Here is a 15,889-nt window from a genome sequence, read left to right on the forward strand (position 1 = left end):
AACGGGCGAACAATTTAAGTTATTTTTTGTATTATTTTAGTAAAAAGTGCCTTAAAATTAATTTTAATGGCATGCTCTTAACATTTATAAAAACACCAAACAGGCTTAGCTTTGAATAAATACGTACGCAAAAGTTTCAAAATTTTACTGTGGTTCATTGCCTCCATTATCATATTAGTGGTCGGTTTAGCATTATCTTTAAATATTCCAGCCGTTCAAAATTTTGTTAAGGATAAGGCCATTAATTACCTCAAAACCAAAACCAAGACCGAAGTTAGCCTCGAAAGCATTAAGATTGCACTGCCTAAAGATGTTGTATTAAATAAATTCTATATCGAAGACCGAAAGGGTGATACCTTATTATATGCCGAAAAACTGGCAGTCGACATTAGCTTGTTTAAACTTTTAAAAAATACAGTTGAAGTCAACAACATCGAGCTTAAAAACATACGGGCCAATGTTAAACGCATTAATCCCGACACTACATTCAATTTTTCTTTTTTGGTTGACGCCTTTGCCAGCGACCAGAAAAAACCCGAGGAGAAAGTAAAGAAAGATACGACCTCAACCCTAAAATTCTCAGTCGACCGGATTTCATTCGAAGATATAGGCCTCACCTACCGTGATGATGTGGCCGGCAATAACGTTAAACTTTACCTTGGTGCTTTTAAAACCAAAATCAAGGATTTCGACCTCGCCAACCAACACTACGTAATTAAGGAGCTAAGCTTAACCAATACTTCTTTACGGTATTTGCAGCAAAAACCCTTAACCCAACTGGTGCAACACATCACCAATAGTGTAGACAGTACCGAGAAAGAACAGGGTAAACTGCCTTTAATAGAAGTACAGAATTTTGTTTTCAGCAAGGTAAAAGTCAATTACGACGACCAGGTTTCGACCACCAGGGCGGTTGCAGATGTTAACGACCTCGGCTTGGTTAACCTCAAGGTTGACTTAACCAACAGTCAATATGCCGTTGATGATGCACATTTAAACCAGTCGAATATTCTTTTTGCCTTCAAGCCAGCACCCAGTAACGATTTAAAAAAAGTAAAGGATACGGTGTTACCCGAGAAATCGACACTTGGACTAATTATTAAAAACATTAGTCTGGCCAATAATGATGTACAATTTGACAACCTTGGCGCTAAACCAGCACCAAAGGTAATGGATTTTAACCACCTCAAAATTGCCGGGCTAAATTTAGGTGCCAGCAATGTAACTTATAGCGCAGCCGGCATAAAAGCCAATGTTAAAAATGGCTCGTTAAAAGAAAAAAGCGGTTTTGTACTAAACGAGCTTAAAGGCGATGCGGTGTATAACGACAAGCAGATTAAACTGAGCAATTTTGTGCTCAAAACCCCGAATACGACCATCGATAATGCTACCGAGCTTAATTTTACTTCAATGGATGACCTCACCAAACATCCCGAACGGGTAAAACTTAACCTGGCCTTTAAAAATACCACCATTGGTTTAAAAGATGCAGGTTATTTCAGCGATGCAGTTCCGGCCAGTTATCGCAACGAAAAAATAAAGCTCCATGCTGATGTTAATGGCTATTTAAACAACCTAAACATTCCGAGTTTACAAATTAGCGGATTAAAAAACACGCAGATTGACATTAGCGGAAAGGCAAAAGGATTGCCCGATGTTAAGAAAACCTTTCTCGATTTAAACATCAAGAAATTACACGTTACCAAAAGTGATATCCTGGTGGCTGTTCCTAAAAAATCGCTCCCTCCTACTCTCGAATTACCCAATGTGATCGATGCAAAAGGTAATTTTAAAGGATCGATGACTGATTTTAACACCAACATGAATATCCTAACAGATATGGGCGGTGCCAATGTTGTGGCAGGAATGAAAGGTCCTAAAGGCCGAGAAAGTTACCAGGCCGATGTTAGCCTGAACAATTTTAATGTAGGCCGTTTGTTAAAAATGCAACCTAAACTAGGTCGTGTTTCAGCAAAAGCACGGGTAGCGGGTACTGGTTTAGACCCCAAAAAAATTAATGCGAAGTTTAATGCAAAAGTGTTAAGCGCTTATTACAATAAATATACCTACCGCAACTTAAACGTAGCCGGTACCTATGCCAACCAGAATGTAACAGTAAAAAGCAGCATGCCTGATAGTAATGCCAATTTCGCCCTTGATGCAAAAGTTAACCTGGCTGGTAAATACCCAAGTGTAAAAGCCGATTTAAATTTAAAGCAGCTTAACCTGCAGGCTTTAAACTTTAGCCCTACAGTGTTGAGTGCGGCTGGTTTGATTAAAGTAGATTTAGCTACTGCCGATGCCGATTATTTAAATGGATCAGTTGATGTTACCGGTCTGCAGGTAGTTAAAGATAAACAGCGAATTAATGTAGATACCATTTTTGTACGTGCCAAAAGTACGGCTACGGAAAATGAACTCACGCTGAAATCGGAAATCCTATCGGCCAAAATTGATGGCAAATACCAGCTAACCAAGGTCAGTAATGCCATTATTAACGAAATAAACAAATATTACGCTTTCGGTACGGTTACCAAAGTTCCCGATCAGCGTTTAAGGTTCTTTGTACGTATCTACGATTCAAAACTGCTAAAGAGCTTTGTGCCCGAATTAACTGTGTTTAAACAATCGCAGTTTTATGGCTTAATTGATACCCAGAAAGACAGCCTGCAGATTAAGGGTAACTTCCCGCAGGTAGTATATGGCGATTTCAAAGTAGATACCACGGTTTTAAATATCAATAACGATAATAATAAATTAGATTACAGCTTAACAGTTAAAAGCTTACAAAGTCCATCTGTTGCACTTTTTAATACAGAAGTAAATGGCGATGCTGCTAACAACAATTTAGGTATAAATGTTTTCTTACGCGACAGGCAGCGTAAAAACAAATATGTAATTGGTGGCAATTTCCAATCGATTAACAAAGATTTTAAATTCACGCTCGACCCGCAAAAACTCCTGCTCGATTACCAGAAATGGGTGGTTTCGCAAGACAATTACATCCAATTTGGCGCTTCGGGAATTTTGGTCAACCAGTTTCAGATCAGCAACAGCGGCCAATCGCTTGCGATTAACAGCAACCCTACCGAGCCAAATGCACCTTTAGCGGTTGAGTTTAAGGATTTCCAACTGGAAACACTTACTAAATTTGCCGAAACCGATACCACTTTGGTAGGCGGCCGTCTAAATGGTACTGCCAATGTGAAAGACCTGGCAACAACCCCAAAATTTGAGGCCAACCTGACTATCGATCGGCTGCGCTACCAAAAAGACGAATTGGGCACTTTACGTTTAGCCGTAAACAACAATACCGAAAATGCCTTCGAGGTGAATGTAGCCTTAACAGGTGTGCATGAACTTCGGGTCAATGGTTTTTATTACACCGCTCCCCAGAGCGCGCTTGACCTGACTGTTAATATCGATAAGATTGAAATGAAAAACATTGAAAGTTTATCAGCAGGTCAGCTTAAACGAGGTACAGGTACCTTAACCGGGGCATTAACTGTTAAGGGGGCATTAACAGCACCAAAAATATTGGGCGATTTAACCTTCAATAACGCTGGTTTTAATGTAGCTTACGTAAATTCTTATTTCCGGATGCCAAACGAGAAGATTTCATTCACCGAAGAAGGGGTTAGCTTTAACAATTTTACGCTAATCGATTCTTTAAACCAGAAAGCTACCATTAACGGAAAAGTTTACACAAGCGATTTTAAAAGTTACCGTTTCGGCCTGGATATCAAAACCAATAATTTCAGGGCGCTGAATTCGACCGCAGCAGATAACGACATGATTTACGGAACGGTTTTCTTAACCAGCAACATTAAAGTGCGCGGTGATCTTAACCAACCCGATGTAAACATGAACATCAGGGTAAACAAGGGAACCAAATTTTTCTTTGCCCTGCCGGCTAACGATCCATCCATCATCGATCAGGAAGGCATTGTTCAGTTTATAGATGAAGACGCACCGCCGTTTAATGGTAAAAGAGCATTGAAAGTAGACAGTATCAGCAAGGCACCTATTAAAGGTTTAAATTTGGTTGCTTCAGTAAATATAGATCCTGAAGCTGAACTTAACGTAGTGGTAGATCCGGCCAATGGCGATAACCTGAACGTTAAGGGCGATGCCGATTTAAATGTGACGATGGATCCCAGCGGTAAAATCAGCATGACAGGCCGTTACGAAATTGTTGATGGTTCGTACAACCTTACCCTGGCTGTGGTTAAAAAAGAATTTAAACTGGTTAAGGGCAGTACCATTATCTGGACTGGTGAGCCTACATCAGCCAATGCTAACATCACCGCTTTATACGAAGTAAATGCCGCTCCCATCGATTTGCTTAATCAGCCAGATCTTTATGAAGCCAGAACGAAATTACCTTTTCAGGTTTATTTAATGATGAAAGGCGAACTGTTAAAACCCACCATTTCATTTAAACTCGATTTACCTGAAAACGAGCGTGGCGCCCTGAGCGGTCAGGTGTACACTAAGCTGATTAATGTAAACCGCGATGAGAGTGAACTGAACAAACAGGTTTTTGCCTTGCTGGCCTTAAACCGGTTTATTGCCAATAATCCGTTTCAGAGTCTGGCCGGTGGAGGTGGAGGGGTTTCTACCCTCGCACGTTCGAGTGTAAGCCAGCTTTTAACCGAGCAGCTCAATAACTTAACCTCCGATTTAATACAGGGTGTAAACCTCAACTTCGGGGTAAACTCATCAGAAGATTACTCAACCGGTTCGATGCAACAAAAAACCGATTTAGAAGTGGGCTTATCTAAAAAATTACTGAACGATCGCTTAACGGTTACTGTAGGTAGTTCATTTGCCCTGGAAGGTCCACAGGCTGCAGGAGAAAAATCGACCAATATAGCCGGAAATGTGAATGTAGAATATGCCCTCTCGGCCGATGGGCGCTACCGCTTAAGGGCTTATCGCCGTAACCAGAACGATGTTATTGTACAAGGTCAGATTATCGAAACCGGATTAGGCTTTACCCTTGTGGTAGATTACAATAAATTTAGAGAGATATTCCAGAAGAAACGAATCAGAAGAATAAGAAACATTGAACAGAAAGCACAGGATGAAAAAACTAACTAGACCACTTTTATTTGTATTGGCCTGTTTAGTTTGGGCTTGCAGCAGTACCAAATCTTTAAAACCAGGACAGATTTTGTACACGGGTGCCGAAGTAAAAATCAATCCCGATTCTTCAGGCAAAATTGATAACGAAAAGCAAATTAAAAACGACCTTGAAGCGAAAACCAGGCCACGCCCCAACAGCTCTATCTTAGGGATCAAATTCAAACTTGGCCTTTACAACCTGGCAGGTGAGCCTAAAAAGCCCAAAGGCTTCAGGAACTGGCTGCGCAGAAAGGGAGAGGCCCCCGTGCTGCTGAATGATGTAAAACTGAAGTACAACAACGATGTATTAACCAGCTACCTCATTAGCGAAGGCTACCTGCAGGCCAATGTTACTGGCGATACCGTAGTTAAAGATAAAAAGGGTAAGGCCATTTATACCGCCGTTACCGGGCAACGCTATAAAATCAATCGGGTAACCTTTCCGCCCGATACCGGTGTTTTAACACAAAACATCAATGCCAATAAAGATAAAACTTTGCTAAAGGTTGGCGACTATTACGATATTGATACCTATAAAAACGAGCGGATCAGGATTGATAACGACCTCAAAGAAATCGGTTATTTTTATTTCAGTCCTGATTATTTAATTATACAGGTTGACAGTACCATAGGCAAAAACCTGGTAAATGTAACCTTAAAGGTAAAAGATATTGCTCCTGATGCTGCATTGAAACCCTATACCATTAAAAATATCAATATCTACCCTAATTATTCCTTGAGGAGAGATAGTGTTTTAAGAAAACTAAAACCCCAGGTATATAACGATTTTAACATTTACGACAACCGCAATACCTTTAAACCTAAACTTTTTGATCGCCTGGTGTTTTTTCAAAAAGGTGAAGCTTACAACCGCAGAGACCATAACCAATCGTTAAACCGGATGGTAAATGTGGGTGCGTTTCAGGATGTAAGGGCCGAGTTTTTACCGGTAGATAGTTTCAGGAACAACCAGCTTGACCTGAATATTTATTTAACCCCTTTAAAGAAAAACTCGCTTTCTTTCTCCGTTACCGGAACCAGTAAATCGAATAATTTTGTAGGTTCTGAAGTGAAGGTTACCCAAACCACGCGCAACCTGTTCAGAAATGCCGAACAGCTTGATATCAGTGTGAGCGGTGGTTTTGAAACACAGACCAAAGGAACCTCGTTGGGCAAAAATTCATTGTCGTTTACGGCCGAAGGAAAGCTAACCTTCCCGAGGTTAATTGTTCCTTTTTACAAACCGAATAGCACCAATGCCTTTATTCCGAGAACCATTACTTCCCTTTCATACCAGATGCTGAACAGGGGCTCTGAATATACCTTACATGCCATCAAAGGGGAGTATGGTTATAACTTTAAGGAAAACCAGTATAAGGAGCATAATTTTAACCCGATTTCGATTAGTTACGTATCAACAGGGTTTCCTGATAGCAATACCAGAGACACCCTTTTTTTTAAAAATCCTCTCTTAAGATCAACTTTAGAAAACCAGTTTATCGTCGGCAGCAATTACAACTTCACCTATACCAACCAGATGGAAGATAACCGCCGGAATAACACCTATTTTTATGGGGCTTTAGAAACCGGCGGAAATGTTTGGGGATTGTTTACCTCCAAAAATGAAGAAGGGAAACGGACCATTTTTAATACCCCGCTCAACCAGTTTATCAGGGCGGAGGCCGATTTAAGGGATTATTATAAAATTACCAAAACACTGATCTGGGCCAACCGCTTAAATTTAGGTTATGGCTTTGCTTATGGCAACAGCACATCGCTACCTTTTGTAAGGCAGTTTTTTGCCGGTGGTAGCAATGATGTAAGGGCTTTCCCAGCCCGCACCCTGGGTCCGGGTACCTATAAGGTTCCGGATGATGCCATTTTTGCCGATCAGGGTGGTGATATTAAGCTGATGCTTAATTCAGAACTCCGTTTTAAAATTGTAAGTATCCTCTATGGCGCATTATTTGTAGATGCAGGTAATATCTGGCTTAGGAAAGAAGATTTGGGAGAACCTGGCAAACCGGAAACGGCCAGACTTGGATCAGGCTTTAAACTTAAAAATGCACTGAACGAACTTGCAGTGGGTACAGGGGCAGGTTTACGAGTTGATGCCAGCATTTTTGTAGTACGCCTGGATGTGGCCTTTCCCGTACGTAAACCGTATTTACCGGAAGGACAACGCTGGGTATTTAACGATATAAATTTTGGAAATAAAGACTGGCGCAGGCAAAATTTAATTTTTAATATTGGGATAGGATATCCGTTCTAGTTTTAAGATGAAAAGAACAAGAGTATTACATAAAATCAAATATTTTTTTGTTGCCATTTATCACCTCTTTATAGCTGCTGGTAAAGGCTTTATGGAAGATCGGGTAATGAAATTAAGTGCCTCGCTAGCCTATTACACCATCTTTTCACTTACACCGCTTATTATTATTGTACTTTCGGCCGCTACTTTGTTTTTTGGCGATAAAATGCAAACCAGAGACAAGTTTTTTACGGAAGTTACCGAACTGGTTGGAAAACCTGCAGCTACCCAGATACAGGGTTTTGTTGACCATGCGAATAAAACAGGCCAGTCTACCATCGGTTTAATTATCGGTATTGGTACTTTAATTATAGGTGCAACCGCTATTTTTATTGAAATACAAGACAGTATTAACCTGATCTGGAAAGTAAAAGCCATGCCTAAAAAGGGTTGGATCAAAATGCTTACCAACCGGTTACTTTCTTTCTCACTCATTGTATCGATGGGCTTTTTGCTGCTTGTTTCATTGGTGATTAACAGTATTGTGGTAGGACTTGGCGATAAACTGGTTTCACTCATTTCGGAGAGCAAAGTAGAGGATGTGATCCCTGTTGCCAATGATACCATGGCCCTGCTTATTTACATTTTAAACAATGCGCTCACACTTTCGGCGGTTACCGCAGTATTTACCATAATCTTTAAGGTACTGCCAGATGTAAATATCAAATGGAAATCGGCCATCATTGGCGCTTTATTTACTGCCGTGTTGTTTAGTCTGGGCAAATATTTAATAGGCATCTATATCGAAAAAGGAAGTACCGTTTCGGCATTTGGTGCAGCAGGCTCTATTATCATTATCCTCCTGTGGATTTACTATACTTCTATCATCCTCTATTTTGGGGCAGAATTTACACAAGCCTACGCCGAAAAATTCGACGGCGGCATATCGCCAAGTAAGTATGCTGTATTTACCAAGATTACCATTGTAGAGAAAAAGGTGGATGTATTACCTCCGCAGCACCCTGAAGATACGGTTAACCTGCCAAAATAGTAAATAGAATTGTGCCAACGTATCCTATTGGTTGGTATCTCATCGACCAGTAAAGAAATTTATCTCATCCATGATCGTCCTGCTGAACTTATTTCAGCATCTAATGATCGAGAGCCCCTGAAATAAATTCAGTGTGACGTAACACTAAAAAGTCAGGTTTAAAAAACCTGACTCTATTATTATGCTACTTCTGTAATTACCTTAGGCTCTTCCGTCACCTCATCTTTCTCGATACGCAGGTTCTTGATAATATGCTGCTGCCTGTCTGGTGTATTTTTACCCATGTAATATTCTAACAGGCTTTTAATGGTCTGATCTTTTAAAATTACAGGATCAAGGCGAATGTCTTTTCCGATAAACAGGCCAAACTCATCCGGCGAAATCTCTCCCAGTCCTTTAAAGCGTGTAATTTCAGGTTTATTGCCCAATTTCTCTATTGCATTTTTACGCTCCTCATCACTGTAACAATAAATCGTTTCTTTCTTATTACGCACCCTGAAAAGTGGTGTCTGCAAAATATAAACATGCCCCGCTTTTACCAGATCGGGGAAAAACTGCAGGAAGAAAGTCATCATCAGCAAACGGATGTGCATACCATCCACATCGGCATCTGTAGCAATTACGATATTGTTATAGTGCAGGCCATCCAAGCCATCCTCAATATTTAAGGCGTGCTGCAGCAGGTTAAACTCTTCATTTTCGTATACCACTTTTTTGGTCAGCTCGTAACAGTTTAACGGTTTACCCTTTAAACTGAACACCGCCTGGGTATCTACATCACGCGATTTGGTGATTGAGCCGGAAGCCGAATCCCCCTCGGTAATGAATAAAGTGGTTTCGTAACGTTTTTCGTGCGTGCTGTTGAAGTGAACCTTGCAGTCGCGAAGTTTTTTATTGTGCAACGAAGCCTTTTTAGCCCTGTCGTTAGCCAGTTTTTTAATGCCCGCAATATCTTTACGCTCGCGTTCCGATTGCATAATCCTTTTTAATAAGGCATCGGCAACATCAGGATTTTTATGCAGGTAATCATCAAGTTCTTTTTTAACAAAATCGTTAATGAAAGTAGCTACAGATGGCCCTTCAGGCCCCATGTTTTGTGAACCCAGTTTAGTTTTGGTCTGCGATTCGAATACCGGCTCCTGCACACGGATAGAAATGGCGGCAATGATCGACGAGCGAACATCCGATGCCTCAAACTCTTTCTTAAAAAACTCACGGACAGTTTTCACCACTGCCGCCCTGAAAGCTGCCTGGTGGGTTCCGCCTTGTGTGGTGTGTTGTCCGTTAACAAACGAATGGTAATCTTCGCCGTACTGCTGACCGTGGGTCATGGCGATTTCGATATCGGGACCAACCATGTGAATGATCGGGTACCTGATTTCCTCCGGCTTATTAAATTTAGAAAGCAGGTCGTACAGACCTCTTTCCGAAAAATATTTCTGGTTATTGAAATTTATGGTTAAACCTGTATTTAAGAAAACATAGTTCCAAACCATGCTCTCTACAAAATCAGGAATGTAGTGGTAATTTCTGAAAATACTTTCGTCGGGATAAAAAGTAATCGCCGTACCATTACGCTGCGTGGTATCGATTACCGGATTTTCGTTTACAATTTCGCCTTTAGAAAATTCTACTTTTTTAGTTTTTCCATCGCGGTACGATTGAACGGTAAAACTGGTAGAAAGCGCATTAACGGCCTTGGTACCTACCCCGTTTAAACCAACAGATTTTTGAAAGGCATTGCTATCGTATTTACCACCGGTATTGATTTTACTTACGCAATCGATCACTTTACCCAATGGAATACCCCGGCCATAATCGCGAACATTTACCTTTTGCTCAGATAGTGTAATTTCGATGGTTTTTCCCGTCCCCATCACAAACTCATCGATAGAGTTATCTACAATTTCCTTTAACAGAACATAAATGCCATCATCCTGTGCCGAGCCATCACCAAGTTTACCGATATACATACCCGGACGTAACCTGATGTGCTCTTTCCAATCCAATGAGCGGATACTGTCGTCGTTATAAATTACTTCTGCCATAATGTGTTATCTGTTTATCAATCAAAACCCGTTTCGGGCTATACTGCAACAGCGCCCAGTGGCCCAGTTACTTTTTAATCAAATTGATAATTTTTGTAGGAATAGATCTGATGCTGTTTTTACAGTTTTCAGAAATATTATACAATAATAGATTTATTCTGCGAGGCAAGCAAAAGAAAGTTTCAACATACAAACATGGAGGCTGGAATATGAAAATGGATAATGGACCGGTAGATCACATGATGTTTAATGGTTTATAGTTTAGTGATAAATAACCAATCGTTAATATTCTTCATTTTCCTTTTTACATCATCTACCTTATAATTTCCCTATCTTCATCACTTAAATTTAAATATCCTTATTCATGCAACAGAAAAAGCAGCTTTCGCTATTCGATTTATCCATGATTGTGGTAAGCCTGGTTATTGGCATGGGGGTTTTCCGCACACCGGTAAATGTGGCCGCCAAGGCGCAAATTCCGGAGTTGTTTTACCTTGCCTGGTTCATCGGAGGTTTTGTAGCTTTTTGCGGGGCATTAACCTATGCCGAAATCGGCTCACGTTTTCCGGTAACCGGTGGTTATTACAAAATATTCTCAGCAGCCTATCATCCTTCCATTGCCTTTGCCATTAACTGCATTGTTATTATTTCGAGCGCCGCATCGGTAGCCGCCATATCCATTATCGGGGCGGAGTACCTGAGCAAGATTATTCTACCCCCGGCCATGCAAAACGAAACCTACCGGGTGGCCATTGCCATTACTACTATCCTGGTATTTTATTTCATTAACCTGCTGGGTTTAAAGGCCAGTTCCAAAACCCAGAATGTATTAACGATTATTAAAATCGGGATGATTCTAACCCTTATCTGTGCCATATTTTTTGTCGGGAACACCCAAACTACTACTCCGGTTTTTAAAGCCATAAACGGTACATCACCCAACTGGACCAATTATGGCAAAGCGCTTGGTCTTTGCTTAATTGCCGTTTCTTTCTCTTACGCGGGTTACGCCCAAACCATCAATTTTGGCGGCGAGGTTAGAGAAGCCAAAAAGGTAATTCCGCGGGCAATTATTATCGGTTTAACCATAATTGTTATCCTGTACCTGGCCATTAATTACATATATGTTCAGGTTATTGGTTTCGAAGAACTGAAATCGGCAGAAAGTATAGCAGCTATACTGGCCGCCAAAATATTCGGACCAGCAGGTTTTAATGTGCTTTCAATTATTATTTTTTTCTCGGTAATGGGCTATGTTAATGTAAACTTGCTGAGTAACCCGCGGGCAATGTTTGCTATGGGTGAAGAAGGTGCCTTACCCAGGATTTTCAGCCGTATGAATAAAAAAACGGAAGTCATAACCTTAAGCCTGAGTGTTTTTACTGTTGTTGCCGTGGTGATTATTTTCTATGCCAAAACTTTTGATAAGATTTTAAACTATACCATCTTTTTAGAAAGTATTAGCATGGCCAGTTCGGCAGCCACCATTTTTATTCTGCGTAAAAGAACTGCACATCTTGATAAAAAAACCATCTATACTGTGCCTTTATATCCTATATTGCCTATTATATTTATTGCCGCTTATACTTTTGTGGCCCTGAGCATTTACGCCGACGATCCCGATGCTGCATTAAATGGTTTATATATTTTTATCGGCTTTCTGGCGATTTATTTTGTGAGCAGATGGCTTAAAAAATAAAGGTATATTTTATTTGAAACTGACGATTTACCTTTGAGCTGCTCTGCATAGCGAATAGGGTTTTAAGTTTGGACCACAGGCCTTAGTCAATAAACCTGATTGGAATGAACATGAAGCGAAGCGAAATAAAATGGAAAGCAGGGCTGATTGAACCTATAAACACAGGAACCTGCTTTTCAAAAAAAGAAATGAATTAATTTTAAGTTTTTCAATGAACAAAACACTCTCGCCAAAACAAGAAATTGCTTATGCTGCCGGTATGATTGGCTGGAGCACGATGACCAATATTATCATCGTTATGCTTCCCTATTTCTATCTGCCGCCTAGTAATGCCGGCTTGCCTCCTTTGGTGCCACAGCTTGTTTTACTGGGTGCATTTAATATCCTTTCTATTATTGCTGCCTCGGGCAGATTGGTAGATGCCATTTACGATCCCTTTATTGCGTCTAAAAGCGATGCCAGCATCAATAAAAACGGCCGCAGGATGCCTTTTATGAAATGGGCTATTGTTCCGGCAATGCTTTTCTGCGGACTGGTTTTTTACCCTATCCAAAAAACAGAAAGCCTGCATAATGCCTGGTGGTTAACCATTACGCTTTGCTTATTTTTCATATCGGTTACTACCTATATTATTCCTTATAATGCTTTACTGGCCGAAGTAACCAATACACCAAAACAGAAAGTTAAGCTGTCCAGTTACCAACAGGTGGGCTTTGTAATCGGGATTATTTTATCAGCCTGTACCAATAACTTTGCCGATCTGGTTGAAGCCCATTTTCATGTAGCCAACCGCAGTGAAGCCATCCAGACTGCAATTTGGGGTTTATGTGCCTTATCTGGTCTGATGATGTTATTGCCCATTTTTTTCATCAACGAAAAGGAATTCTCAGTTGCTAAACCTACGCATGTGCCTTTGTGGCCGGCAATTAAAAGTACCTTTAAAAACAGCAATTTTAAATATTACTTAATATCTGATTTTGCCTTTTATACCGCATTGAGCATTATATCGAGCGGTTTATTATTCTTTTGTACTGTTTTACTGGGTTTACCGGAATCAGAAGGAGGTAAATTTATGGGTGCCATGGTTATGGCTTCCCTGTTGTTTTATCCACTAGTTAATTTTGGTTCTGCTAAAATTGGTAAAAAACCTTTTGTATTGCTTGCCTTTGGTGTGTTGTGCTTAATCTTTGTGACCATTTTCTTTTTAGGTAAATTACCCTTTGGTCCGTACACACAGATTTATATGCTGGTATTATCGGCCTCTTTTCCCCTAGCGGCACTTGGCATTTTACCCACAGCGATTCTGGCCGATATTGCCCAGAAAGATACTTTAAAAACAGGTGAAAACCACGAAGGAATGTTCTTTGCCGTGAAATACCTTTTTGTAAAACTCGGCCAAACATTGGGCATTGCCATTTTCGCCATGCTTACCGTTTATGGCAAAGATCCCGGCAATGATTATGGATTAAGGTTAAACGGCGTGGTAGGTTTTGGGCTCTGTTTAATTGCGCTGTTGGTTTTTAGCAGGTTTAAAGAGGAGAAATAGTCTAGAGCCGGAAGAATAAACAACCGAAGATCCTTAGCCAAGCAGTTACTGTATTATTCACAGTTCTGATTTTTTTTTGGAAAGCAATTTCTGTGCTGCTTAGGTTACAGCAGTCCCGCCCTTTGCTTAATCCCGATAAAGTAAAACTGTAAGTTAAACCATTCTTAAATCGGGATAACGCTGTTGGTCGGGTTTATTTTACTACTGGTAGCAGCAATATTTCAGCCACCTAATCCATATTAAAGGAGAATACTCCAATTGCTTGCTAAAAAATAAGAGTACCGTAGGTTCACTCCATCCCGATAGGATGGCAAAGAAATGCGGGATCTGCTAAAATGATTTTAACCGCATAAAACACATCAAAACTTAGTATACTCATAGCGTAAAAATACATTAGCGGAGCAATGCTCACAAACATCGCTCCGCCGTAATACACTCATTTACAAACTAATATCCAGGACTTTGTTTTAACAGCCCCTTACTCCTATCGATCTGATCCTGCGGTAAAGGGAAATAATCATCTCTGGCTTCGATGGTAATGCCTTTTAAATAGCTGAAGTAGTTCCCTTCAAAAGCAAAATAACTTTCGAGAGTTTGTTTGGCTATGCCCCAACGCACAAGGTCAAAAAACCGGTGGCCTTCCATGGCTAATTCTAACCTGCGTTCAAAACGTACCGCGTTTCTGGCATAGGTATCATTTGGAAATGACACATACGGGCTAACTTTATAAGCTGCAGCAGGTGCCCCGTTTATAGATTGTGGCGTTATTTTGGCCGCCCTTGCCCTCACGGCATTCACCAATGTTAAGGCCCTGTCTAAATCACCTTTTTCGACCGCACATTCAGCCGCCATCAGGTAAACATCGCCCAAACGGATCAGGTTTACATTCAGTCCGGTTACATTGGTATTGCCAGGTGCTGTCCCGCTCGAAATCTGAGCAGCATCAATGGTATTTTTAACGGCCAGGAAGGGGCCTCCATTACTGGCATCACGAATCCATGTATCGCCAGGCATTAAACCCCAATCTCGGTATGGAACACCTCGTCTTCCCAGTGTCGATTCTATTCTTGGGTCCAAAGGCAAAGTTTTATCCACTGCATAGTTAGCTTTGTCTGCCCCGGTTAATCCAAAATCAGATTTATATGGATTATTCCGGTAACTGCCATCTAATAGCGGTAAACCTGCCGCATTAACCTTAAATGAATTGGCTAAATCTATAGTCGGCTGGAAGAAACCGCAGCAGTTAATCGGGGCATTACCATACGGAAAGTTAAGCATATCGCCTACATTGCCATTATCGCCCCCGGTGCCATCTGTTCCAACAGAATGTTGCACAGACATAATGGTTTCTGGTCCGTCTTCTTTGGTAATATCAAAGTTATCCGAATAGGGCATATCAATCAGGGATGGTTTTGCCAAAATTACGGCATTCAACAAATCGTAAGCTTCAGGGTATTTCTTTTGATATAAAAACACCTTCCCCAAATAAGCCTGGGCAGCATATTTATCTACCCTGCCTTTTTGATTTTTTGGTTTGGTTGTGCTTAAATTGGCAACGGCAAACTGCAGGTCATCTACAATGTTTGGATAAATATCTTTATCATTCGGAACAAAAGTGCCACTTGTAGCCTCTGTAATATATGGTACAACTTTAAATATCCGTACTAAAAAGAAATAATAATGTGCCCGGAGTAACCTGGTTTCGCCCTGAATTTCCTTTGCACGGGCATCGCTAAATTTTGCGGTACCTTTTCCGGCTTGCAGGTTAGCCAAAATTTTAAGCGTATTATTGCAACGCTGAATGCCCTCAAAACACCTGTCCCAGATATTCGATAAATTATCGTTTGTACTGGTCGGCGCATGTTGTTCAATGGCATTCATAGGTGGCTGATCGCCAATCTCGCTCCCTTTATGGGCATTATCAGAAGCAACTTCGCCGAATAACCATTGACTTGGGGCCGCGCCGTAATTGCCATAAGTTCCGTTTACATTGCCATTGAGTAAACCATAAGCCCCTACCAGCAAACCTTCTACGCCATCTTGTGTAGTAAGTTGTTCTTCTGTAAGTTCACCTTGTGGCTGAAGCGTTAAAAACTCCTTTTTGCAGGAAAACGTACTGCAAATCAGTAAGGAAAGAAGAATATATTTGATGTGTTTCATTTTGATC

7 protein-coding genes are annotated in these 15,889 nt (G+C 40.7%); 5 read left to right on the top strand and 2 right to left on the bottom strand.

Features of this window, described 5'->3' with window-relative positions; translation table 11 throughout:
* The first annotated feature begins 111 nt into the window (after positions 1-111).
* From ACFSR6_RS13640 to ACFSR6_RS13650, 3 genes are read left to right on the top strand one after another with little or no spacing between them, the layout of a single operon-like run.
* The gene (locus ACFSR6_RS13640; RefSeq protein ID WP_379079811.1) at positions 112-5,103 is read left to right on the top strand and encodes a translocation/assembly module TamB domain-containing protein; all 4,992 of its coding nucleotides are present in this window, start codon (positions 112-114) and stop codon (positions 5,101-5,103) included.
* Positions 5,087-7,399: a translocation and assembly module lipoprotein TamL gene (tamL, locus tag ACFSR6_RS13645; protein WP_379079812.1), complete on the top strand. Its 2,313-nt coding sequence runs from the start codon at positions 5,087-5,089 to the stop codon at positions 7,397-7,399. The genes ACFSR6_RS13640 and tamL overlap by 17 nt, the downstream gene beginning before the upstream one ends.
* Positions 7,400-7,406: 7 nt before the next feature.
* Positions 7,407-8,429 (top strand): YihY/virulence factor BrkB family protein, encoded by a 1,023-nt coding sequence (locus tag ACFSR6_RS13650; RefSeq protein ID WP_379079814.1) that lies wholly within the window; start codon positions 7,407-7,409, stop codon positions 8,427-8,429.
* A 179-nt stretch (positions 8,430-8,608) separates the two neighbouring features.
* Here ACFSR6_RS13650 and ACFSR6_RS13655 read toward each other — a convergent pair whose 3' ends face one another.
* Positions 8,609-10,477 carry a DNA topoisomerase IV subunit B gene (locus ACFSR6_RS13655; RefSeq protein WP_183768223.1) on the bottom strand — a complete coding sequence of 623 codons (1,869 nt, stop codon included), beginning with the start codon at positions 10,475-10,477 and terminating at the stop codon, positions 8,609-8,611.
* Positions 10,478-10,841: 364 nt separating this feature from the next.
* Here ACFSR6_RS13655 and ACFSR6_RS13660 point away from each other — a divergent pair, with 364 nt between their 5' ends.
* Positions 10,842-12,176, top strand: coding sequence for an APC family permease (locus ACFSR6_RS13660; RefSeq protein ID WP_379079816.1), 1,335 nt, complete (start codon positions 10,842-10,844; stop codon positions 12,174-12,176).
* Between the two features lie 211 nt (positions 12,177-12,387).
* On the top strand, positions 12,388-13,722 hold the full coding sequence (locus ACFSR6_RS13665; protein ID WP_379079818.1) for an MFS transporter: 1,335 nt from the start codon (positions 12,388-12,390) through the stop codon (positions 13,720-13,722).
* 447 nt (positions 13,723-14,169) lie between these two features.
* On the opposite strand, the gene ACFSR6_RS13670 is transcribed toward ACFSR6_RS13665, so the two are convergent.
* Complete coding sequence (locus tag ACFSR6_RS13670) at positions 14,170-15,882, bottom strand: RagB/SusD family nutrient uptake outer membrane protein (protein ID WP_379079820.1); 1,713 nt, start codon at positions 15,880-15,882, stop codon at positions 14,170-14,172.
* Positions 15,883-15,889: the final 7 nt, after the last annotated feature.

The organism is Pedobacter vanadiisoli, from assembly GCF_042684385.1.
Lineage (GTDB): Bacteria > Bacteroidota > Bacteroidia > Sphingobacteriales > Sphingobacteriaceae > Pedobacter > Pedobacter vanadiisoli.